Origin of the sequence: Legionella steigerwaltii (genome assembly GCF_001468065.1) — a bacterium.
Taxonomy (GTDB): Bacteria; Pseudomonadota; Gammaproteobacteria; order Legionellales; family Legionellaceae; genus Legionella; species Legionella steigerwaltii.
This window is the reverse complement of sequence record NZ_LNYZ01000007.1, coordinates 89174-110850: the sequence shown is the minus strand read 5'-3', so window position 1 is coordinate 110850 and position 21677 is coordinate 89174. Positions and strand designations below refer to the sequence as shown.

Genomic DNA, 21677 nt, shown 5'->3' with positions numbered 1-21677 from the left:
AACTAAAGTAAAAGTCTTAAAAAGCTTGCAAGCCGGAAGCATTATAAGTGAACGCAGTAAATCTGTTGGTGAGGGATTTAGGTAAATCAAGGAGAGAGATATGCACCATAGCCAACACGAAATAGTAGTATTAAAACCTACGGCTGTTTTTTTATCATTTCTTACCTCACAATTGCCTGAGACCAAATTACCGGATCTGAGGTTATTACAAATTGATAACACTGCCTATGTCGTGCAAAAACAAAATTCAGATGATGCAACTCTAGATGAAATTGAAAAGTATTTTTCACGAATGTTTCGTCATGAAATTAGTCGATGGTTGGGAGACAAAGCGCGTAGTGCAATAGAAACCAATTTCCTTGATTTTCTTTGTTGTTTTAAATTTGAATTACACGATCATATTCTATTAATGGAGCCTTCAATAGAAGCAAGCCATCAATTATTGCTCATTAAACCTCGTCAGCCTTTACTTAATTGGATCAAGGAAAGCTTAGAGGGGCAGGATGATTTGGTGGACGTTATTGAAAAAGTAGAATTATCTCATTTAGAAGAAAATGCTACTGCTCTGGTTAAGAATTTTTCTAATTTGACCGAGATTAAACCTTATATCAAAGAAAATTATTTCTCAATCTTTGCAGGGGCTATGAGTCGGATGTCGAGTCAGCCTGAACAATGGCCATCAATCGATTCTTTTCAAGATTTTAATCAGTTTTTTGCTATTGAAATACATACTCAATTGATTCATTTGTCTTAATTCAAGGAGTTGACTATGGAGCCAGTCAGTATAGCGCTTATCTGTGCAGCAGCATTGGGAACTGTTGTGGTTTTGGCTGCATTTATCAGACAAATCCTGTTAAGTCGAGACAAACAATTAAATGATGATGCACAAACTAGAGCATTGTCTCACGAAGTCAAGGAGCTGGAGCAAATACGTGCACAAATGCAAAATGAGAAGCGCTTTGATTCTCATTATCAAGTTCTGGGGGCAAATAAAGATGCGATTAGGTACATCGATACAGAAATCGAAAAGATTTTAGCCAAAAAAACAGAGTTGATTGAACGTTATGCGAAGGATATTGTTAAAGAATCTGGTTCAATCGTCAGTGGAAAAGTTTCAGTTGACCGTAAAGCCGATTGTGATCAATTAAGAGAAGTAATTGATCAAAAAATTGCACTATATGATAACGAACTCAAGCAATTACAAGAAAGAAGGGCATCTCTTTGGGATGCGCATACTGATTTTCAAAGACTTCTTCTGAATCAGGAAAAGGCACGAAATGCTAGTTTGGATAGTGTCTACAAACAGCATTCTGCCCTTCTAGAAAAAGTATATCTCCGTCATATTGATGATACTGAAATTGTAGCGGTAAAAAGCATGGAGGCATCAACGATGACTTTTAAAGACATGTTTATGATACCAATACAATTTTTGATGCAATATTTTGGGGTATCAGTAACACCTGGGATTTCGCTAGTTCAAACACGTGTCGAGCATATTACACGTGCAGAGGTAGATAAAACACAACACGAAATCAATGATCCAGTACCTGAGAAACAAGAAAATGTAGAACATAAAGAGGATAAACAAGGGAAGCAGGATAAAGCCCACCAAGATAAAGCCCAGGACTCAGTTCAGAGTGAGGAAGAAGAAAAAGAGCAGGCAAAAGCAAATTCACTGACATTTGCTTGAAAATTATTCTTCTGAGTCATTTAGTGACATCTTTGTCAATATATATTACAATTCACTTGCATTTGGGGGAATGCAAGGTTTTGAGCTAATTGGTGGAGATCTATTGAATGGCAAGACATCGTTTTTTATGGTTTAGTACTTTTATGCTATGTTCTATTCTGGCTTTTCCAGGACATGGCGCTAATATAAATTCTCTTCTTCCTGATGAACAAAATACAGTGAAAGTTTTTCACGAGGCATCACCTAAGGTAGTTTATGTTCATAGGTTAGCAACAGTTAGAAATAGAGCTGCTGCACGTACGATGCAAGTACCCGATGGAGCGGGATCTGGGATTGTCTGGAATAATAGTGGGTATATTGTTACCAATTATCACGTCATCAAAGGAGCTGATAAGCTGGCTATTTCGTTGGGCAAATTGACTGTACCTGCTAAGGTAGTAGGTGCAGAGCCTCGTAAAGACATCGCTGTATTAAAAATCGAATCACCACAAGCTTTAGCTTTACTAAAAGGGTTTAAGCCATTTGAAGTAGTACATCTTAATGACCTCATGGTTGGACAAAAAGCGATTGCGATTGGTAATCCTTTTGGTCTTGATCATAGTTTATCTAAAGGTGTTATTTCTGCTTTGGGTAGAAAAGTTCCAGGAATTGGTGGGGTTTCAATTCACAATATGATCCAAACAGATACACCAATTAATCCAGGTAATTCAGGCGGTCCTTTATTGAATAGTGCTGGACAATTAATTGGTATGAATTCCATGATTTTTTCCCATTCAGGCTCGTCTGCGGGGATTGGTTTTGCTGTTCCTGCTGATGATATTGATCGAGTAGTGACACAAATTATTAAAAATGGCCGGGTTGTACTGTCTGGTATAGGCATTCAAAGTGTTCAACCTAAGATTGCTCGCCAATTAGGTATACGTAAAGGAATATTAATCGCCGATATTCTCCCTAATACACCGGCTCATAAAGCTCATTTGCGAGCTACTCACAAAGATGCTTGGGGACGTATCACATTAGGTGATATTATTGTAGCGCTTAATGGTCATGCAGTTCCTAACTATGATGTTTTGTATAATATGCTTACTGAAATAAAAGTAGGGGAACAAGTAACTGTTTCCATCCAGCGTGGTAACAAACAAATGGATGTAAAAATGAGAACAATCGATATAGCTGGTCTTTAGGGGCTACTGAAAATTTTCTCTACTAATCCGCTACAGCCTGGGTTGTAGTTTTAACGTCACCCAGGCTCCAAATTATAAGCAGTTAAATTCCAAGTCGCACAATTATCTGCTAAGGAGAATAAGGATGTTACTTAATAAAGAGGACTCACTCTTATTATTGGTTGATGTACAAGAAAAATTAACACCGGCTGTATTAAATAGTGAAGTATTTATCGAGCGATGTGAATGGCTTTTAAAATTGGCCAAACGCATGAACGTCCCAATCCTGGTGAGCGAGCAATATCCGCAAGGTCTTGGTTCAACATTAAAACAGTTTCAAGAGTATTTTGATCAGCAAGAGTGTGTTGATAAAGTATATTTTTCCTGCATGGGTGAACAAAAATATATTGAACGACTCAAGCAGTTACACAAAAAACAATTAATCCTTATTGGCATTGAGACACATGTTTGTGTTTTACAAACTGCATTAGAAATGAGGAAAGCAGGATTTGATGTTTTTGTTGTTGCTGATGCTGTAAGCTGCCGTGGTGAACAAAATATGAAATACGGACTGAAGCGAATGAAACAAGAAGGGGTTCATTTAATTACCTCTGAAATGGTATTTTTTGAATGGTTAAGAAAGGCAGGAACTCCTGAATTCAAACAATTAAGCAAGGAGTTTTTTTAGGGTCTGTTTCAATTTCTACTATCTTGGCCAAACTGGCCTGATTTTCTGCGTTCCGATGCGCACATACTGCGTGTATGCTGCGCTTCGGTACTCGATAATCAGGGCATTTTGACTCAAGCTGTAGCCTGGGTGCAGCGCAGCGGAACCCGGGAAATTTTTAAGTTCAGTTAAACCCGGGTTTCGCTGCGCTGCACCCAGGCTACAATCATGGAGAGTATAGTGAATTTTACGAATCAAATTGCATTAATTACCGGCGGTGCTTCAGGGATGGGAAAAGCATGTGTTCAATACTTACAGAAGCGCGGAATGCGAGTTGTAGCATGGGATAAACAGGACGACAATCAAAATGAAGCCGATTTATTTATCAATTGTGATGTAACTAGTGATGAATCGGTAGAAAAAGCGATGCAGCAAACTATAGAACAATTGGGAACCCCAAGAGTTTGTATTAATTGTGCTGGAATTGCTCCTGCAAAGCGTATTGTTGGAAAAGAGGGCGCTATGCCCTTGGCTGCCTTTAAACAAGTTATTGATATAAATCTTATTGGTACGTTCAATGTCATGCGAGTTGCAGCCCATGCGATGACCCGCTTAGAGATGGAAAGTCATTCACAAGAGCGGGGCGTTATTATAAATACTGCCTCAATCGCTGCATTTGAAGGACAAATTGGGCAAGCAGCATATAGTGCGTCTAAAGGGGGGGTAGTTGCTATGACTCTTCCTGCAGCACGTGAGTTCGCTCAGTTTGCTATTCGTGTAAATACAATTGCACCTGGATTAATTGCCACTCCAATGTTACTGAATATGCCTCAAGCAGTCCAAGATAATTTAGTGACGACCATGACTTTCCCCAAGCGTTTTGGAAGACCCGATGAGTTTGCTTCATTAGTTGCCCATATTATTGAAAACGGGATGATAAATGGGGAAGTAATCCGTTTGGATGGCGCGCTGCGCATGCAATAACATCTATAATGCATACTCTTCTGTTTTTAGTTGTAGCCTGGGTGAAGGCAAAGCCGTAACCCGGGGTGTATGCCCTCAAACCCGGGTTACGGCTTTGCCTTCACCCAGGCTACGAATCCGACTCTATCCTGTATGAATTATTCAAAGTTAGGTGTATAAGAACGCTTTTGATATGAGGCGTTGTCACCGTCTTGAGTTTCAGAATCCATGCTGCTACTGAACATTTTTAGTTTGGTATTTGAGTAGCTATGTTCACTTCCGATTGGAAATGGGAGTGATTCTGGAGTAAAAATTACTTCTTGATTAGATTGTGAATCATAGGCTGTTTCAAAAAAGGCACTTTCATCCTTGTCATCCCCTGCATCCAGAGCATCTTCGTAATAAGGATTAATTTCATTCGTATCAACTAAAACAACTTGTTGGGGAAAGGTACCCTCAGGTCCTTGGTGCCAACCCATAACAATTTTTTGTTTTCCTGCCTCAACAAGTCCATTTTCTTCGCCTAAATCAACCCAGCGATGTCCCAAATGATCGACAACTAAATAAGATTTATAAGCGGCTACTTCAGTATAGACACCTTCTTCAGCCAGTTTGAGTTGTAGATCCGCAATAAATTCTTTCATTTCTCCCAAATGGCATGCGATGAGAGTAATTCGTTTAGCAGCTTTCAATGAACAATCATCGACTAGGCGCTCTACGAGCATATCAACGTCACAACTGGAAAATTTTTGTTTCTTTTTCTCGCCGTGGCCAACCAAATAGAGGCGGGATTGCGAAGTTAATTGACTGAGATCAGGATAACTTTCAAGACGAGAGGAGTAAATTAATCGATTTTCTTCTTTAAAATGGATTGATAACAAGTTCTTAGCATTTTCCTTAATGGCATCATCCTTTCGTGTTTTATCAGAGTAAAATTCAACAACAACGGTTCGGTCATATTTTTTTGAAAAGAATTTCATACAGCATAAAAATTAAAAAATTTTAACTATTATACATATTTTTATTTAATTGCGTTAAATTAAATCAAAAGAATATGTCACCTTCTCCCCTTGGGGGAGAAGGGAAACCTTTAATATAAAATAAGCTTTTTATTTCACTCAGAGTGTAGATCTTCTCTATTTCTAGGCTTCTTGATGATGTGTATTTTCTTGAGATGATTGTATATTTCCGTTGGAAGTATAAACACTGATTGCATCGGTTTTATTTCCTGACAGAGTATTGACAATTTCTTGACGGATGTAAAGATTATTGGCAATTATTTGTCCATTAACTGCGTTTAACTCACGGCAACGAGCTAAAGTTTCAGCAAGTTTTGTATTTAATTGATTAATTAGAGTCGCTTCATCAATACTACAGTCTTTAAGAAATTCTGATAAAGCAAGACTTATGGTTTCATTGGGATTATTATGATTAATAAGTTGCATGCGCTGTCTGGCGCTTTCTTCCAGTTTATCCGATAATTCCTGTTTTTTATTTGCGAACTCTTCAAGCTTATTAAATTGACGAGATGATAATATTTCCTTTTCTTCAGCCAACAAGGAATTAAGTGACTCTATCCAGTTAATTTCCTGTTCCAAATGGTTACGCAAAATGCTTATCTTATTCTCCATATAATTGCCCTTAGAAATTATGCAGGTTCTACATTTAACATTTTCATGGCAATTTTGTCACTATCAATTTGATAGTTTCCAAGTGCAATTTCAGATTTGAAATATAAAACACGAGCCTCATTGACTTCAGAAACTTCTTTAAGGGAGTTTTTTATTGCTTCTAATTGTTTGGAGGTATCACTTATGCTGACAAGTGATGATGGGTCCTCGATTAAACTTTTGATTTTGTCTTGATGTCTCGTTTTTAAACGATTGTCCGTATCTATAGTTTTTACAGGAACTGCATCACTGATTTGATTAAACATAATTTATCCTCAATAACGTTCGACTTCTATATGTATCGGCTCTTTTTTAAAAATCTTTAGTAAATTTTTAATTTGCAGCTGTTTTCATTTCTACTAACTTGGCCAACTTGGCCTGATTTTCTGTATCCTGACGATTACAGATCCACCTGCCATCCCAGCTGACTCAGGATGACGTGAGTTACCTTAATTAATATTAATTAAATAATAACATTTACTTTCTTTGCAGCACTAACCTGAGCTTCAATAATTTTTTTGGAAGATAAGTTGCGTACTTTAATGGTTTCACCCAAGGAGCCTTCTTCCATAGCAACCCCCTCCATACTTACAGTTAAATTGTTATCATTGAGAACAATGGAAACGCGTTCTCCTTTATTTATTAATTTCGCTGCTTCAATATTATGTGGATTAAGCGGGCTATTTGGTGGAATATTTTTTTTGCAAATTTGCCCTATTAATAGATCTTTTTCAGTAAAATATCCAGAATTTAATTTTTGTACATCCATTTCTGTTTGGTAGATATCATCCTGGGTAAGCCGGGATCCTTTGAGAAGAGCACGTTTTGCTACGTATATTGTTTTTAATACGGTTATTTTAACAGGGACATATAAGGACCAGTGATTGTCATTTTCCTGACATTTAATGCCCATAGTACTCGCGTTTAATATTGGAGACTGGTAAGGATTAAAAACAACCAATTTATCTTCAGCACATGCCTTGAGGTTTAATCGGGAATCAATTTTATCTGCGATTACCTGAATTTTCCCCTCTTTATATGAAGAAAGCTCACCTCGTATATGTTGTTCTATTTTATTTGTCAGTATCTCATGCGACTGTATTGCATCAGAATGCGATACAGCGCTTGCAAAAAATAGTAAAACACTTAGTATGCACTTTTTCACAAATAATCCCTCTTTGAGTAACTTGTTGTAATTAGCAAATATTATGCCAATTTTCAGGAGTATTACATGATGATTCGTTTTGGTATTTATGCAATGGTTGTATTGATTTTCCAATCACCGGTTTATGCAGAAACTCATCGTCCTCAAGAATTTTTGAAATCTATTAGTGGCACCAAAAATGAAGGGGAACAAATTTATAATCATTTTTGTGTGAATTGCCATGCAAGTAAGCCATTAATTTCCTTAGGTGCACCAAGAGTTGGGGATGAAGCGGATTGGAAGGGGCGTTTAAAACAAGGAATGAAAGTGCTTTTTGAACATACTGATGAGGGTTTAAACGCAATGCCACCAAGGGGTGGATGCTTCGAATGTACCGATAAACAGTTAATGCGCGCTATTCTATATATGCTCCCAAAACATCCAAAAAAGTAATCATTAAATAACCTTTGAGTTCATAAAAAAACCACAGTGTAAAAAAAATTTATAAAAAACCCTAAACCTATTTTTAAATCTCCCGATAAATAAGAAAAAAAGAGGGAGAAATAAAGTGAAAAAATATCTAGTGTTAGTTCCAGTATGTGCTTTAGCTACATCCTGTGCTTCCATGGATAGATCAGTCCCTATAGTTGATGATGCGGGGTACACACATTATACAATGAGCATGGCGTCTGATCATAAAGGATCAAATTACTTTCCCAAGAAGAGAGCTGCAACTGGGAAAAAAGTAATTGTATTTGATCCCAAAGCAACTGCATGGGCGGCATACGATAGAGATGGTAATAGGGTCAACACAGGTAGTGCCTCTGGGGGTAAAGATTTCTGCGAGGACGCAGGTAAACCATGTCGTACGGTTACCGGAACATTTAGCATTTACTCCAAAAAAGGAGAAGATTGTACCTCCAGTATTTATCCATTAGAAACACATGGTGGAGCAAGAATGCCGTACTGCATGCATTTCCATGGAGGTTATTCCATCCATGCGGCATATGAAGTACCAAATTACAATGCAAGCCATGGTTGTATCCGGGTTTTACCCAGTGCAGCAAAATGGTTAAATGAAGATTTTGCAGATATTGGTACTACAGTGATTGTTAAACCGTACTAATCAATTTGATATCAGAAGCGTCTTATTTCTGATGTTAAGTTTACATGAATAAACATGGTAATCTCCACTACTGCCCTGCTTATGCAGGGCTTTTTTCATATAACACCTTGCTAATACGAGAATCGCAATTTACTATCGTGCTTTTAAAAGTGGATACACGTTATGATTCTTTGCATTGATGTTGGAAATTCTCATATCTACGGTGGCGTCTTTGATGGAGAAGAGATAAAGCTTCGTTTTCGCCATACGTCCAAAGTAACTACATCGGATGAATTAGGGATCTTTTTAAAAAGTGTTTTGCGAGAAAATAATTGCTCTCCGGAAGCAATTAAACAAATTGGCATCTGCTCCGTAGTTCCTCAAGTTGACTATTCACTACGTGCCGCATGTGTTAAATATTTTTCTTTAGAACCGTTCTTGTTGCAAGCAGGCGTTAAAACGGGGCTGAATATTAAATATCGTAACCCCATAGAAGTCGGTGCTGACAGGATTGCAAATGCGATTGCAGCCACTCATAGCTACCCAAATCAAAATGTGATTGTGATTGATTTTGGTACTGCGACTACTTTTTGTGTTATTAGTGCTCAGAAAGCATATGTGGGGGGAGCTATTTTGCCAGGAGTTAGACTCTCAGTAGATGCTTTATCAAAAAATACAGCGAAATTACCTGCTGTAGAAATAATAAAAATTGAAAATGCAGTTGGACGCTCAACGATAGAAAGTATTCAGTCGGGAGTTTTTTATGGCGCTATTGGTGCGTGCCGCGAATTGATTCAACGTCTGCAGCAGGAGGCCTTTGGGACAGAGAAGACTCTAGTATTAGCAACGGGAGGTTTTGCTTCCCTATTTGAAAAACAAGCATTGTATGATCATCTAGTTCCTGATTTGGTTTTGCAAGGAATAAGATTGGCCGCTTTGATGAATAATTGATTTTAACTACTTATAGCAATCAGTAAGCTTTTCTTATCGACGTTTCTAAGTATTGAGCGCTTTTCCCGGTATAGAAACTGACCTTCTCGGGCATAGGGGTTAATTTAAAGTTAATCTTGAGCAATACAAAGTATCTCAATATATCTTATATTATCCGCACTACAGATACCTGGAAGTAAGGGAGGTATCTGTAGCTCAGCGAAGGCCAAAATTTTTAGTCTAATTTTTACTGTACTAATCCCCATGTTTTTCTCACGAATAGTGTCACTTCCATCTAAAAATGATCATAATTTTTATATAAAGAGCTGTTTTTAATCATTTATTCCCTAAACACTAAATAAATTAATTAAAAAGTGGGTTTTTATCTTGACGCATGGAGAAATGTGTTTCTATAGTGTATAAAAGTGGGGTAAAATAATAAAAAAGTGGAGAATTGTGGGAGAAAAAAACTTCCACATAAAAGAAAGCCATGTTTCGTGGAATAAATGCAATCACCATTGATACTAAAGGGCGCTTAGCTATCCCGACGCGTTATCGTTCCGCGCTGGGTGCTGAAGAAAAAACGCCTTTGGTAGTGACAATTGATACCGAGGAAACATGTTTGTTGCTCTACACAGCGGCCCAATGGCAAATAATTGAAGATAATTTGCAAAAATTACCCAGTTTTAATGCAGCGGCACGAAGAATTCAGCGTTTATTGATTGGTCATGCGACTGATGTCGAGCTCGATGCGAATGGACGGGTGTTGTTACCTACAGTTTTAAGAAATTATGCACAGTTGGAAAAAGATGTAGTGATGATAGGCCAAGGAAATAAATTTGAAGTATGGGATAAGGATCTTTGGGAAACCCGACGTGAGCAATGGTTGGCTGAGGAAAGCTCCGGAACTAGTGGGTTACCTGATGAAATGAAAACGTTTTCTTTGTAATGGAAACAAAAATGGCAATGCATCAATCAGTATTACTTCATGAATCTATAGACGGTTTGGCCATTAAAAGTGGTGGGACTTATTTTGATGGTACGTTCGGTCGAGGTGGTCATAGCAGAGAAATTCTAAGTCACCTAAATGATCAAGGTCGTTTATATGCCATAGATAAAGATTTAGATGCAATTGTGTATGCCACAGAACATTTCAGCCAAGACAAACGGTTCCATATATTTCAAGGGTCGTTTGCTCGAATTCAGGAATTTGCTACTGAAGCAGGTGTGTTGGGGAAAGTAGATGGCATTTTGTTGGACTTAGGTGTGTCTTCGCCGCAGCTGGATAATCCTGAAAGAGGGTTTAGTTTTATGCAGCAAGGCCCATTAGATATGCGTATGGATTTATCTCAACCCATGAGTGCTGCTCGATTTGTTAATGAGGCAGAAGCAGAAGAAATGGCTTCTGTTTTCAGGTTGTACGGAGAAGAGCGTTTTGCAGGTCGTATTGCAAAAGCAATTGTTGCTGCTCGAACCGTTGCTCCCATTACTACAACCTTGCAACTGGCGGAAATTGTAAAGGAAGCAAATCCAAAATGGGAAAAGCACAAGCATCCTGCAACGCGAGTGTTCCAGGCGATACGAATTCATATCAATCAAGAGTTAAATGATTTAAAGAGCTGTTTGGAGCAGTGCATCAAGGTTTTGGCGCCTAAAGGGAGATTGGTAGTGATTAGTTTTCATTCTCTTGAAGATCGCATAGTCAAACAATTTATGCGTGATAAAGAACAAGGGGCTAAGCCACCTCCGGAGGTGCCCATTCGTCATGAAGAATTAACGACAAATTTTAAAAGAATAGGTAAGGCGATTATGCCAAAAGATAGTGAAGTAAAAGAGAACGTCAGGGCTCGAAGTGCTGTACTCAGAATAGGGGAGAAATTAGCATGAACGCTGCAGCGAGAGTAATCAATCAAGGGACTTTATTTAATGGTCAACTGGCAGATATGCATATGTCAAAATCATTATACATGCTGATTATATTATTAGTTGCTGTATTAGTGAGTGCTTTGGCTGTGGTATACAGTACCAATTCATATCGAGTAACTTTAAACAAGGTGGAACAACAAGAACAGCTAACACATTATTTGCAGTTGCAATGGGGCCAGTTACTCCTCGAACAAGCAAGCTTGGCTACCCCGGCACGAGTTGAAGAATTGGCTACCGAAAAATTACAAATGATTTTACCAACATCTAAAAATACTTATTGGTTACAAGCACAGCAGTAGAAGTTTTTGTTTTAAACGAGTACCATTGCCGTTTAGTTTGAATAACGTAGTCTGGGTGGTGGCAAAGCCTAACTCGGGAATTCTAATGCAATAAAAAACGTAACCGTTCAGGAGGAATGCTTGAACCTTGGGGAACGGTTGGATTTGAGTGCAGGTTGCGAAAATAATGCTGGGGAAACGCATACATCAGTATGTAAGGTTTACGAAGTATTTTTTTCGTGCAAGATTCGCCAAATACAGCCGGTCAGTGAATAGGGCGTGAACGCTTACCTTTGCCTCACCCTGGCTACAGATGGATAAGTATCCATGAAAAACTCAACTCATTTAAATAGACTTATTATCGTATCTTCCTTTTTTTCTCTGCTTTTGCTTGTTTTGATTTGGCGTATGGTTGATTTAACGGTACTTCATCGACAATTTCTACAGGGTCAAGGTAATGCGCGTAGCTTACGTGCTGTAGATATTCCTGCGCATAGAGGAATGATCATGGACAGGAATGGTACGCCATTAGCAATTAGCACCCCTGTGGAGTCTGTTTGGGTGAACCCTAAAGAATTTTCACCCGATAAAGAACAATTTATGGCTTTGGCTGAATACCTGAGTTTGACTCCCAAACAATTAAGTAGAAAAATAGTTGACGCGGAAAATAAAGAATTAGAATTTCTCTATTTACAAAGGCAATTACCTCCTCCTTTAGCTAAAAAAATAAAGTCATTAAAAATTCCGGGTGTTAATTTTCAAAAAGAATTCAAACGTTATTATCCTGATTCAGACAGTATTTCCCAGTTAGTTGGATTTACAAATGTGGATGATCAAGGTTTGGAGGGAATAGAGCTTGCGTATCAAGATTGGCTAAAAGGTGTTGTTGGCAAGAAAAGAGTAATTAAAGATCGTTTAGGAAGAATTATTGAAGAGTTAGGTGTAATCAAACAACCACGTCCTGGACGTGACATGGCATTAAGCATTGATCGACGCTTACAATATTTAGCTTATAGTGAATTAAACAAAACGGTTGAAGAGTTTGCCGCAAAATCAGGTTCTGTAGTTGTCGTTGATACAGAAAATGGTGAGATTTTAGCAATGGCTAATGTTCCTTCTTATAACCCCAATTCGCGAGGACGTTACGATAAAGATACTTATAGGAATAGAGCGGTCACCGATACATTTGAACCTGGCTCTGTTATTAAGACATTTAGTATCGCCAGTGCTTTGGAAACGGGTCTATTTTCACCGACAACAATCATTGATACGAATCCAAGTTGGATGATTGTTCACGGCCATACTGTTCGAGATATTCATAATTATGGTGTCCTGGATGTAACCGGTATATTGCAGCACTCGAGCAATGTTGGGGTTACGAAAATGGTTTTAGCAAGTCCCCCAGAACAATTAATTGGCTTGCTGCAACGCTGTGGTTTTGGACAAAGAACTGAAAGTACTTATCCTGGAGAAAGTGAAGGGGAAATAGTTAATGTTAAAGATGCTAATCCTTTTGTATTGGCCACTTTGAGTTTTGGTTATGGATTATCAGTCACGGCTTTGCAATTGGCTAAGGCCAATATGGTTTTTGCAAATCAAGGAAAATTGATTCCAGTAACCTTATTGCATAATGACCCACCAACTCCTGGTGTGCAGGTAATGAAACCCGAGACAGCACATCAGGTTCTTTCCATGATGGAAGCTGTTTTGGGTAAAGATGGCACTGGAAAAGCAGCAAGAGTACCTGGTTATCGAGTAGCTGGAAAAACAGGGACTGCACGTATTGCAGGAAAAGGTGGTTACAAAGACAGAAGATATACTGCAAGTTTTATTGGAATTGCACCGGTTTCAAAACCAAAATTTGTTGTAGTTGTAATCATTCATGAACCTTCTCGTAAGGGTTATTACGCTGCGGCAGTTGCTGCTCCATTGTTTGCAAAAGTGATGTCGGGAGCCTTGCGATTATTTAACGTGCCTACTGATGAGTTGGTAGGATAATTCAGCCATAAATTTAAAAGTTTTGTAATTTAGCTAAATTGTAGCCTGGGTGAAGCGAAGCGTAACCCGGGTTCGGAATGAATGCATTCCCTGGTTACGCTTCGCTTCACCCAGGCTACATAAAAACTTATTAGGAACTTAGTGATGAAACTCTCACAATTATTAAAACCATGGATGCATCACATAAAATCGGATTGTACGATTAACGGTTTAGAAAATGACAGCCGTCGTATCCAGCCAGGAGATTTATTTATAGCATACGCCGGTGCTGCAGCAGATGGCCGCTTATTTATAGATAAAGCAGTGTCCTCGGGAGCCGTTGCGGTTGCTTATGATCCTTCGCATTTTCCTCAGGACTGCATATTACCTGAGACAATACCCTGTGTTCCTGTTCCCGAACTAGCAACACAACTCGCAGTGATTGCGAAACAGTTTTATGAGGATCCAGGTCATTACTTGACGCTTACTGGCGTGACGGGAACTAACGGTAAAACAACGATTGCTTATCAATTAGCTCAGGCCCATCATTTACTGGGGCAAGGAGCGGCATATATTGGCACTATTGGCCAAGGTAATGTTAATGAACTCCAACTTTTAGATAACACAACTCCCGATTCGCTTTGTTTGCAAAAATTATTACATCAATACAAAAATCAAGGGATAAGACAAGTATGTATGGAAGTATCTTCTCATGCATTGGCACAGCATCGGGTCGATGAGGTTGAATTCAAACAGGCTATATTTACTAACCTTACGCTTGATCATTTGGATTATCATTTGAGTATGGAAAATTACGCAGCGGCAAAAGCAATGTTATTTGCTAGGGAGTCATTGCAATGGGCAATAATTAATAAAGATGATGCGTATCAAGAAAGGATGACAGCGGTGGTTAAATCGCATGTTAAAAAACTAACTTATGGGGTATATCAAGAGTGTGATGTAAAAGCTGTAAACTGGTCTATGGATATCAATGGTACAGAAGTTGAAGTGCACTCTCCTTGGGGACAGCATCAATTAAGGATAAAAGCTCTAGGGCAATTTAATATTTATAATAGCCTGGCGATATTGAGTAGCTTATTGGCTTCTGGTTATGAACCAGCACAGATCATTGAAGTAATGGCACAATTAAAAGCTGCTCCAGGACGCATGGAGATTGTCGCCAATTCACCCTATGTTCTTGTGGATTACGCTCATACTCCTGATGCGTTGGAGAATGCTTTAACTACCTTAAATCAACTAAAAAAGGGACGTTTGTGGGTAGTATTTGGCTGTGGTGGAGATAGGGATAAAACTAAAAGGCCAGTGATGGGAAGTGTTGCCAGTAAACTTGCTGATCAAATTGTAATTACCAGCGATAACCCACGTACCGAAGATCCACAAGAGATTGTTAATGAGATAGCACATGGTATTTCAAAGCCATCCAATAATGTCATTCAACTCATTAATCGTGAAGAGGCAATTGCATATGCCTTAAGTGAAGCAGATGAACATGATGTCATTTTGATTGCAGGAAAAGGGCATGAGGCTTATCAACAAATTGGTACGATAAAACACGCTTTTTCTGATCAGGATGTAGTGAAAAAATTAATCAATAAATGATATGAAGTGTAGCCCGGGTGTAGCGTAGCGGAACCCGGGGATAAGAAATTCCGAAATCCTGGGTTCCGCTACGCTTTACCCAGGCTACAAAGTGTTTTATTTGTGTATGTAATGTTTGAACTTCATAGGTGACAGATCTACATAATCTTTGATTGCAATTGCAAAAAGATTGGGATCACCTGTTTCGTAGAAGCAAACTAACTCACCGTTTTTCCCATGCTCAGGAATTCCTTGGGCAGTCAAGTCAGCTAAAATATCATTTGTTATTTCGATGGTGTCTTCTTCAGACTCAGCTTCTACGGGGCCAATAGCAAATCCCCAGCTTGAAGAGGTGTTGTAATTATTGATCGAATAACCAATATAATAATTATAACCCAGCTGAGAAGCCATTTCGATTCCTACTGACTGAATGTCATTCAGTTTAGGGCAAACTGACTCATCTGCAAAAGCAGATCCTGTAAGGACTAAAGCAGCTGCTAAAGTAGTTGCTCTTAAAGACATATTATCACTCCTTGTTAAATCAATTATTCCAAATTAATCTAGGTTGAATTTGCGTATTCAACCTAGAGAAGTACATAGTTTTGTGTTGTTACCTGTGAGCTTTTTGCAAGTATTGTTTTAACTTCATTGGACTAATTGCATAATCTCTAACAGCAATAGAATAAATATAAGGATTACCCGTATCATACAAACAAACTAATACGTTTTGATCGAGTTCCAAAGGAAATCCAGGAGTGGTCATGTTATTTAAAATTTGATTTGAAGCATCTAATGCATCTTCATCTGAATCCGCTTGAACTGGTCCGATGGCAAAACCCCAGTTAGCATCAGAACCGAAGGTACTGATTGAATAACCGACGTAATAGTCATTACCAATGAGATCAGCCATTGAGATCCCTTCTGCTTGAAGAGCACTCAGATCTGGGCAACCCGCATCAATTGCAAAAGCAGAACCAGCAAGAACTAATGCTGCTGCAAAAGTAGATAATTTTACTCCTAAAGACATAACACATACTCCTTTGTTTTTTTAAAAATCGAAAAAAGAGTATCATTTGATTTCCTAATTTACAATGGACAGTTTTAGATTTATTCGTGCACATAAAGTAAATAATTAGGATATTAATTGCCTTATTTTTTACTTTCCAAGCAATAACTTAGTGTTGTTGCTCAGAGTTGAGCTAGTAGGATATCGAGAAAAATCATGGCGTATTTGATGTTGTTGACGCAAATTTAGGAAAGCAGCTTTTTTATCCAAAGCCTGTTTCAAGAATATTGTTTCTTCAAGAGGATTATAAATGTTTAATATCGATTCGTACCATAATTCATCTTGTCCCACGTTCAAGCTCTCAGGCAACTGAGGTGCGGCAAATTGTGGGAGAGGTAAGCCTGCAATTTTATGTAATGCGGCGCTGACCATAGCGACGGCAGCGTATTTTGCTTCGAGACTATGACCTGCGATATGGGGGGTGCATATTGTGGATTTATCAATAATGCGTTTGTCGATGTTAGGTTCATTGAGGTATACATCAGTACAATAGATTAGGGGTTTTGAGGTATGAAGAAGTTCTTCTTCATTGACAATTCCCCCGCGTGCGGGATTGATAATGACGCAACCTGGTTTTAACTGGTTAAAAAAATTCTGATGAATTAAATTGTCGCTAGGATAGGGTTGAGTATTATGCAATTCAGCATGGATGCATAGGAGGTCAACTTGATGTAGTTCTTCTAAACTGCAACTATGAAAAGTTTCACGTACTGCTTTGGGCGGGTCATAAGTACGAATTTGAAAACCAGCTGCTTGCAAACGAACAGCGACCTGCGTTCCCACTTTTCCCAAACCAATAATACCGGCAATATCTCCACGTATAAGACGTTGTTGTTCCAGCACAGCAAGACATGCAACGACATAATCAGCAACCGCTCGTGCATTAGAACCTTTCGCATCGATTATTTGAATGTTCTGGGAATTAAGCCAAAGATGATCTAAATGGTCAGTACCGCTACTCGCTGTAGCAACATATCGCAAAGAATGATTTTTTAATAAAGATTGATTTACTTTGAGCGCAGCGCGACATAGGAGAATATCTTGTCCAAGAAGTAATTGCTTAATTTCATCAGGATGATGATATTTCGTTAAGTGAAAGGGTTTGGGAAAAGCCTCCTCTAACCCTGGGAGAGAGGCATCAGCAAGAATATTCATAGGAACGCTTACTCCACATCAAAAAAGCTACCTTCCATTCATATTTGAAAAATGGCACTGAGTGTGATTAGCCCCAGATTGATTAGCGGGGTTAATATCATGCCAAGAACTCCAGTAAATACTAAAAGAATAAGAATAAAAAATCCGTAAGGCTCTATTTTTGCATACGCTATAGCTTGTCTGGGAGGTAAAAGGCTCATGACGACTCGACTACCATCGAGTGGCGGAATAGGGAGTATATTCAATGCAGCTAAAATCAAATTAATAAATATACCTGCTTGTGCGGTAGCATAAAGAAACAGTACTGCCATCGAGGTGTTTGGGTTCAAAATTAGGGCGAGTTTATCACAAGCAGCCCATAAAAATGCCATCAAAATATTCGAGACGGGACCGGCAAGGGTTACCATGATCATGTCACGCCTAGGGTGACGAAACTGGTTCCAATTAATTGGGACAGGCTTTGCATAGCCAATGACAAAATTAAATTGTGTTAAAATACCAATCAATAAGGGGATAAAGATAGTACCTATTGGATCGATATGTCGCAGAGGATTTAAACTTAATCGACCAAACATTTTTGCAGTCGTATCGCCACAACGATAGGCAACATACGCATGGGCAGCTTCATGTAAGGTGATGGCGAGTAAAATGGGAATGGCCCAAATACAGATTTTTTGGATCAAAGTAAATTCTATCATTAAAAAAGGACCTGTAATAAATATATTCTGATTCTATCGAATAGTGGCTTTCAATAACAAGTACAAAGGATATCAAAGTTCTCACCTCATTAGACATACTTAATTTTAAGCCTATTTTATTTTTCTACCTCACCTTAAATGTTTTCCTTAAGCTATTGATTAAATTGAAATCAGAAAGTTGATTGGTTGATCTGTGCATGATAATATTCTGTCCGAAATTAAACTAGTCTAGGAGACGTAATGGCAACATTAAAAAAATTAGAGCCGGAGCTTAAAGAAGCCTTAGGTACATTGCTCGATTTGCAAAGTCGATATGAGCTTTTAATTGAAAAAAGCAATGAAGGTAAACTTAAAGACGATGAGGAAGCAGCTAAATATATTGACGAAGTTGTAAACAGATATACGGTGATTAAAAGCACATCACCTACTTCCTCAGCGTTACAAGCCAAAAAAGAGGCTTATTTACCCTTACTCAGAGCGCATGCTGCTGAAGTTAGTGTCCTTACTTTTTCTAAACCAGGAGATCTCGCATTTCGACTCAAACAACTGGATTTCGAACCCAGTAAAATTGATGAAATTACCAAAGGATTAGAGCAAGCAGGAGGAGATGATGACTGTTTAGCGGTGCTTCTCTCATCGATAATAATAACCAGTGCAACCTGCAAAGATGATCATCATCATGGTCATGGCTACGGCCACTCTTCATATGTAGTATCATCTTCTGGTGGTTTCGGTACTCGTCATGGTCATGGGTGATTAAATAGGGAGAGCGGTCTCATGTTAGTAATGAAGGATTGCGCTATTGAGCCAGGTGATATTGTATTTGTTGTCTCAAATAGCAGTAAACCTTTGGTACGTTTAAAACAGGCCGCTCAATCTCTAACGACCGCTGGCAACAAACATGGACATAGGGAAGTAGTTACAGTCTTTGTTTGTACCGGGAAGAATAAATATGGCGTCATTTGTCATAATTACGAACGACAACTGTCTGTATCAACAGAAAAATTTATTGAAAAACTTCAAGAAAAAAATATAGAAGAATTAACAATTCTACTTCTAGGCTACTGCAGTAAAGAATTCACCCTAATCCAAATAAAAGAAGCACTTTCTGGTGGGCCTGAATGGATGAAACAATTGGCTGCTCAGGTGACTGGCAGCGAGGGGGCGGAGGAATTAATTGAGCGATTCCTTACTGCATCTCAAGAGAATAGAATAAGACTAATTCAGTTACTGGTTACATTCTGGCGTGCTTCGGGGCAAGCAGAAATTCTTCCAGTGGTGAATTCGAGCTTATTAGTGTTTAAGCATACCAACAGTGATCAAAGACAACAATTTCTAAAGGCCTATCTGCAACAAGTTAAAGTAACGGAACAATTTCATGCGCAAGGACAAAGTCGTACCAGTTTCTGGGCTGTAGTTAAATCTTTGTTCCAATGGTCAAATCAGCAGGATAAAAAGGACAGAGAACGCAATGTTCCTTCGGATGCAACTTTTTGTTCGCACAATGTGATGCAAGTTTTAAATCAGATTAATCCTGATCTTGTAAACAGAGGAAGACATGTTTTACCAAAAACTTTGGAGGCAGGTCTTAGAGAGGCAACAAAAAGTAAACAGCAACCTGAAGAAACTGCAGAGGAACAGTGTGATGATTTTGAGGCGATGATTGCAGTACAAAAACAATTGCTACCTCCGTTTAAGTTACAAATTTTACCCTCATCAGGCAAAGAATTGATGAGCACATTATTAGCAGTGTTAGATAAAGAAATTCAGCGCATTGAATCCAAATGGTGGATCAATCAAAAAGATAGAGAAAAAGCAGCTAACTTGAAAGCACTTTTGTTGCCTTTTCGTAATCCCAAATTTAAAAACTATTCCGTTGAATTACAGGTTGATGTTGCTTTAGAGCTTATCGCAACCTTACTTCCTACATTACAAAGAAAAACAGGTTTCTTGGGCGAATGGTTTCCGTCAACTGCTTATACCAATGTGAGAGCTTTTGCGCGTACTCAGGGTATTTTTGATGGGGATATCCGCGAGGCAGTAGAAAAGTTAAAGAGTAAACCTTCAATCACACTTCAAGGGGAAATGCCTGAAGAAGTGGTTGAAGAGCGGGAGCCATTGCCCACAGGGCAAATTTATATTTTTTCTGATTGGTCATTTTCCAGTTGGCCAACAAATAAGCGTGATCAGCTGCTAAAGCATATGAGTGGATTGCTTGCTAATGGCCATGCATTATATACCTGGGAAAATGGACAATTAGTCAAAATGAACAAAGAATCCTTAAAGAATGCGATTCATGGAGAGGATTTTGATGATTTGCTGGCGTCTAAATTAAAACCGGCAGCCCGAGCGGCAGTGCTTATGCAAGCTGAGCATCAGCAATTGAATACGACACAAATACACTTTCTTGATTATAAAGTCTGTCAAGAAATAGCAGATGATCATCAAACCCTTGAAACACATCTGAATCAGGTCGCGTCAATATTTTCGCCCAAATTGGACGACTATCATTTAAATCAAACCAAACAAGCGATTATTGAAATTGAACTAGAAAATCCTGAGTATGATGAAGATGCACAATCAGCGTTACAACAACTGAAACGACATATTATTACCCAGAAAGGGACGAACCAAAAAACATATCAAAGTGGTGTTGATACGAAAGCTTCTGTAGCTCAATCACGATATAGAAAAGCCATATTTAAACCGGTTGATTTACTGACTTTTACTCCGTCTACTAAGTATTATCGTGATGAAGTTTATCCTGACTTAGTCATCACTAAAAACCCATCTTCTCCATTCCAATATTTTCAATTAGTAGGAATGAATGCCACTGAAAATCTAGTGGATAGTGACTACGAGTTTCATCCGGAGGGATTAACCGAAGAACTTATTGAACGAAGAAAAGATGAATCAAATCTTGTTCTCTTGAAAGGAAAAAAGAGATTAAGCCTAACGGAAAATTGGCGGGCTATGCCTTCTGTGCATCCTGGTGAAACCTTACTGGATGTTGCAATTACAGGATTAAAAAAAGATGATTTTGAAATAAAGTACTCTAAAGAAAATCATTTGCACTATATTCGCTTACTTAAGCCAACAACAGAGCCTCAAGAAGTCAAGATCAATTTATTGTTACGCATGCCCAAGCAATATAGAGCGCATCCTGTTTTTAACACTTTAACTGCTCAACCTGAGCATCAAGAGATACATCGCTTATTAATGAAATACCTTAGATTTGGTAAAGATCATGGAAAATTACGTAACGCCAAAGTTCATGACGGCAATGAATATCTTGATGAAGCAAGGAACTTAGGGGTTGGAAGTTGCCGTTTAAGAGCTATTGCCTTTAAAGAGGAAATGAGTCGTTTGTATCCTGATGTGCCTGTCTCTATTGATGTTAATCCTGATCATTGTTTTATTGAAATGGAATTGGACGGTCAATGGGAACGATATTGTCTTGGTGGGTATAGGGATATTCCGACTTTGATGGAATCAATCAAAGAAGAGAGCTTGACCTCAATGAATTCCGATACTAAAAAACATGGGTTCTTTGCTGAAAAAGAAAAATCTCAATTGCCAATTGATGTGCCTGTTGAAGAAGAGATGTTTGTAAACCGTTTTGGGTAGCTTGGGTGCTTGCAACCAG

Annotated in this window: 23 protein-coding genes; 15 read left to right on the top strand and 8 right to left on the bottom strand. The window is 38.5% G+C overall.

Annotated elements, in window-relative coordinates; genetic code table 11:
• Positions 1 to 100 precede the first annotated feature (100 nt).
• The 5 genes from Lstg_RS05175 to Lstg_RS05155 all read left to right on the top strand — a co-directional run bounded on the left by Lstg_RS05175 (position 101) and on the right by Lstg_RS05155 (position 4504).
• Positions 101 to 754 (top strand): hypothetical protein, encoded by a 654-nt coding sequence (locus Lstg_RS05175; protein WP_058476599.1) that lies wholly within the window; start codon positions 101 to 103, stop codon positions 752 to 754.
• Positions 755 to 769: 15 nt separating this feature from the next.
• Complete coding sequence (locus tag Lstg_RS05170; RefSeq protein ID WP_058476598.1) at positions 770 to 1690, top strand: hypothetical protein; 921 nt, start codon at positions 770 to 772, stop codon at positions 1688 to 1690.
• A 107-nt stretch (positions 1691 to 1797) separates the two neighbouring features.
• Entirely contained in the window at positions 1798 to 2874 is a 1077-nt protein-coding gene (locus Lstg_RS05165; RefSeq protein WP_058476597.1) for a S1C family serine protease, read from the top strand.
• A 124-nt stretch (positions 2875 to 2998) separates the two neighbouring features.
• Positions 2999 to 3541, top strand: coding sequence for a hydrolase (locus Lstg_RS05160; protein ID WP_058476596.1), 543 nt, complete (start codon positions 2999 to 3001; stop codon positions 3539 to 3541).
• A gap of 219 nt (positions 3542 to 3760) precedes the next feature.
• Positions 3761 to 4504 (top strand): SDR family NAD(P)-dependent oxidoreductase, encoded by a 744-nt coding sequence (locus tag Lstg_RS05155; protein ID WP_058476595.1) that lies wholly within the window; start codon positions 3761 to 3763, stop codon positions 4502 to 4504.
• Between the two features lie 137 nt (positions 4505 to 4641).
• On the opposite strand, the gene Lstg_RS05150 is transcribed toward Lstg_RS05155, so the two are convergent.
• From Lstg_RS05150 to flgA, 4 genes are all read right to left on the bottom strand, one after another.
• A complete protein-coding gene (locus Lstg_RS05150) occupies positions 4642 to 5463 on the bottom strand; it encodes a C80 family cysteine peptidase (protein WP_058476594.1) in 822 nt (273 codons plus the stop codon).
• 162 nt (positions 5464 to 5625) lie between these two features.
• The gene (locus tag Lstg_RS05145) at positions 5626 to 6114 is read right to left on the bottom strand and encodes a flagella synthesis protein FlgN (protein WP_058476593.1); all 489 of its coding nucleotides are present in this window, start codon (positions 6112 to 6114) and stop codon (positions 5626 to 5628) included.
• 17 nt (positions 6115 to 6131) lie between these two features.
• On the bottom strand, positions 6132 to 6419 hold the full coding sequence (gene flgM / locus Lstg_RS05140; protein WP_058476592.1) for a flagellar biosynthesis anti-sigma factor FlgM: 288 nt from the start codon (positions 6417 to 6419) through the stop codon (positions 6132 to 6134).
• Positions 6420 to 6616: 197 nt separating this feature from the next.
• Entirely contained in the window at positions 6617 to 7318 is a 702-nt protein-coding gene (flgA, locus tag Lstg_RS05135) for a flagellar basal body P-ring formation chaperone FlgA (RefSeq protein WP_058476591.1), read from the bottom strand.
• 66 nt (positions 7319 to 7384) lie between these two features.
• On the opposite strand from flgA, the gene Lstg_RS05130 reads away from it, so the two are divergent.
• From Lstg_RS05130 to Lstg_RS05095, 8 genes are all read left to right on the top strand, one after another.
• Positions 7385 to 7750 carry a c-type cytochrome gene (locus Lstg_RS05130; RefSeq protein WP_058476590.1) on the top strand — a complete coding sequence of 122 codons (366 nt, stop codon included), beginning with the start codon at positions 7385 to 7387 and terminating at the stop codon, positions 7748 to 7750.
• Positions 7751 to 7865: 115 nt separating this feature from the next.
• Positions 7866 to 8423: a L,D-transpeptidase gene (locus Lstg_RS05125; RefSeq protein WP_058476589.1), complete on the top strand. Its 558-nt coding sequence runs from the start codon at positions 7866 to 7868 to the stop codon at positions 8421 to 8423.
• Positions 8424 to 8585: 162 nt separating this feature from the next.
• Positions 8586 to 9353, top strand: coding sequence for a type III pantothenate kinase (locus Lstg_RS05120; RefSeq protein WP_058476588.1), 768 nt, complete (start codon positions 8586 to 8588; stop codon positions 9351 to 9353).
• 469 nt (positions 9354 to 9822) lie between these two features.
• Complete coding sequence (mraZ, locus tag Lstg_RS05115) at positions 9823 to 10281, top strand: division/cell wall cluster transcriptional repressor MraZ (RefSeq protein ID WP_058476587.1); 459 nt, start codon at positions 9823 to 9825, stop codon at positions 10279 to 10281.
• Between the two features lie 11 nt (positions 10282 to 10292).
• The gene (rsmH, locus tag Lstg_RS05110) at positions 10293 to 11219 is read left to right on the top strand and encodes a 16S rRNA (cytosine(1402)-N(4))-methyltransferase RsmH (RefSeq protein WP_058476632.1); all 927 of its coding nucleotides are present in this window, start codon (positions 10293 to 10295) and stop codon (positions 11217 to 11219) included.
• On the top strand, positions 11216 to 11557 hold the full coding sequence (gene ftsL / locus Lstg_RS05105; RefSeq protein WP_058476586.1) for a cell division protein FtsL: 342 nt from the start codon (positions 11216 to 11218) through the stop codon (positions 11555 to 11557). Before rsmH ends, ftsL begins: the two co-directional genes overlap by 4 nt.
• Positions 11558 to 11863: 306 nt before the next feature.
• Positions 11864 to 13534 (top strand): peptidoglycan D,D-transpeptidase FtsI family protein, encoded by a 1671-nt coding sequence (locus tag Lstg_RS05100; RefSeq protein ID WP_058476585.1) that lies wholly within the window; start codon positions 11864 to 11866, stop codon positions 13532 to 13534.
• 144 nt (positions 13535 to 13678) lie between these two features.
• On the top strand, positions 13679 to 15133 hold the full coding sequence (locus Lstg_RS05095) for a UDP-N-acetylmuramoyl-L-alanyl-D-glutamate--2,6-diaminopimelate ligase (protein WP_058476584.1): 1455 nt from the start codon (positions 13679 to 13681) through the stop codon (positions 15131 to 15133).
• Positions 15134 to 15229: 96 nt separating this feature from the next.
• On the opposite strand, the gene Lstg_RS05090 is transcribed toward Lstg_RS05095, so the two are convergent.
• From Lstg_RS05090 to Lstg_RS05075, 4 genes are all read right to left on the bottom strand, one after another.
• Positions 15230 to 15634: a DUF4949 domain-containing protein gene (locus Lstg_RS05090; RefSeq protein WP_058476583.1), complete on the bottom strand. Its 405-nt coding sequence runs from the start codon at positions 15632 to 15634 to the stop codon at positions 15230 to 15232.
• 88 nt (positions 15635 to 15722) lie between these two features.
• The gene (locus tag Lstg_RS05085) at positions 15723 to 16139 is read right to left on the bottom strand and encodes a DUF4949 domain-containing protein (RefSeq protein WP_058476582.1); all 417 of its coding nucleotides are present in this window, start codon (positions 16137 to 16139) and stop codon (positions 15723 to 15725) included.
• Positions 16140 to 16268: 129 nt separating this feature from the next.
• Complete coding sequence (locus Lstg_RS05080) at positions 16269 to 17333, bottom strand: 4-phosphoerythronate dehydrogenase (RefSeq protein WP_058476581.1); 1065 nt, start codon at positions 17331 to 17333, stop codon at positions 16269 to 16271.
• Between the two features lie 38 nt (positions 17334 to 17371).
• A complete protein-coding gene (locus Lstg_RS05075) occupies positions 17372 to 18031 on the bottom strand; it encodes a site-2 protease family protein (protein WP_058476580.1) in 660 nt (219 codons plus the stop codon).
• Positions 18032 to 18271: 240 nt separating this feature from the next.
• Between Lstg_RS05075 and Lstg_RS05070 the strand changes: the two genes are divergently transcribed.
• A complete protein-coding gene (locus Lstg_RS05070) occupies positions 18272 to 18787 on the top strand; it encodes a hypothetical protein (RefSeq protein ID WP_065235603.1) in 516 nt (171 codons plus the stop codon).
• 21 nt (positions 18788 to 18808) lie between these two features.
• The gene (locus tag Lstg_RS05065; protein ID WP_058476579.1) at positions 18809 to 21658 is read left to right on the top strand and encodes a hypothetical protein; all 2850 of its coding nucleotides are present in this window, start codon (positions 18809 to 18811) and stop codon (positions 21656 to 21658) included.
• Positions 21659 to 21677 lie beyond the last annotated feature (19 nt).

What these genes read in the sequence shown, in the direction of transcription:
- Lstg_RS05175 (WP_058476599.1), top strand. Translation starts at nt 101, where the DNA reads ATGCACCATAGCCAACACGAAATAGTAGTATTAAAACCTACGGCTGTT.
- Lstg_RS05070 (WP_065235603.1), top strand. Translation starts at nt 18,272, where the DNA reads ATGGCAACATTAAAAAAATTAGAGCCGGAGCTTAAAGAAGCCTTAGGT.
- Lstg_RS05130 (WP_058476590.1), top strand. Translation starts at nt 7,385, where the DNA reads ATGATGATTCGTTTTGGTATTTATGCAATGGTTGTATTGATTTTCCAA.
- Lstg_RS05145 (WP_058476593.1), bottom strand. Translation starts at nt 6,114, where the DNA reads ATGGAGAATAAGATAAGCATTTTGCGTAACCATTTGGAACAGGAAATT.
- Lstg_RS05165 (WP_058476597.1), top strand. Translation starts at nt 1,798, where the DNA reads ATGGCAAGACATCGTTTTTTATGGTTTAGTACTTTTATGCTATGTTCT.
- rsmH (WP_058476632.1), top strand. Translation starts at nt 10,293, where the DNA reads ATGGCAATGCATCAATCAGTATTACTTCATGAATCTATAGACGGTTTG.
- Lstg_RS05085 (WP_058476582.1), bottom strand. Translation starts at nt 16,139, where the DNA reads ATGTCTTTAGGAGTAAAATTATCTACTTTTGCAGCAGCATTAGTTCTT.
- Lstg_RS05170 (WP_058476598.1), top strand. Translation starts at nt 770, where the DNA reads ATGGAGCCAGTCAGTATAGCGCTTATCTGTGCAGCAGCATTGGGAACT.
- Lstg_RS05080 (WP_058476581.1), bottom strand. Translation starts at nt 17,333, where the DNA reads ATGAATATTCTTGCTGATGCCTCTCTCCCAGGGTTAGAGGAGGCTTTT.
- Lstg_RS05120 (WP_058476588.1), top strand. Translation starts at nt 8,586, where the DNA reads ATGATTCTTTGCATTGATGTTGGAAATTCTCATATCTACGGTGGCGTC.
- Lstg_RS05095 (WP_058476584.1), top strand. Translation starts at nt 13,679, where the DNA reads ATGAAACTCTCACAATTATTAAAACCATGGATGCATCACATAAAATCG.
- ftsL (WP_058476586.1), top strand. Translation starts at nt 11,216, where the DNA reads ATGAACGCTGCAGCGAGAGTAATCAATCAAGGGACTTTATTTAATGGT.
- Lstg_RS05100 (WP_058476585.1), top strand. Translation starts at nt 11,864, where the DNA reads ATGAAAAACTCAACTCATTTAAATAGACTTATTATCGTATCTTCCTTT.
- Lstg_RS05160 (WP_058476596.1), top strand. Translation starts at nt 2,999, where the DNA reads ATGTTACTTAATAAAGAGGACTCACTCTTATTATTGGTTGATGTACAA.
- flgM (WP_058476592.1), bottom strand. Translation starts at nt 6,419, where the DNA reads ATGTTTAATCAAATCAGTGATGCAGTTCCTGTAAAAACTATAGATACG.
- Lstg_RS05090 (WP_058476583.1), bottom strand. Translation starts at nt 15,634, where the DNA reads ATGTCTTTAAGAGCAACTACTTTAGCAGCTGCTTTAGTCCTTACAGGA.
- Lstg_RS05150 (WP_058476594.1), bottom strand. Translation starts at nt 5,463, where the DNA reads ATGAAATTCTTTTCAAAAAAATATGACCGAACCGTTGTTGTTGAATTT.
- mraZ (WP_058476587.1), top strand. Translation starts at nt 9,823, where the DNA reads ATGTTTCGTGGAATAAATGCAATCACCATTGATACTAAAGGGCGCTTA.
- Lstg_RS05065 (WP_058476579.1), top strand. Translation starts at nt 18,809, where the DNA reads ATGTTAGTAATGAAGGATTGCGCTATTGAGCCAGGTGATATTGTATTT.
- Lstg_RS05075 (WP_058476580.1), bottom strand. Translation starts at nt 18,031, where the DNA reads ATGATAGAATTTACTTTGATCCAAAAAATCTGTATTTGGGCCATTCCC.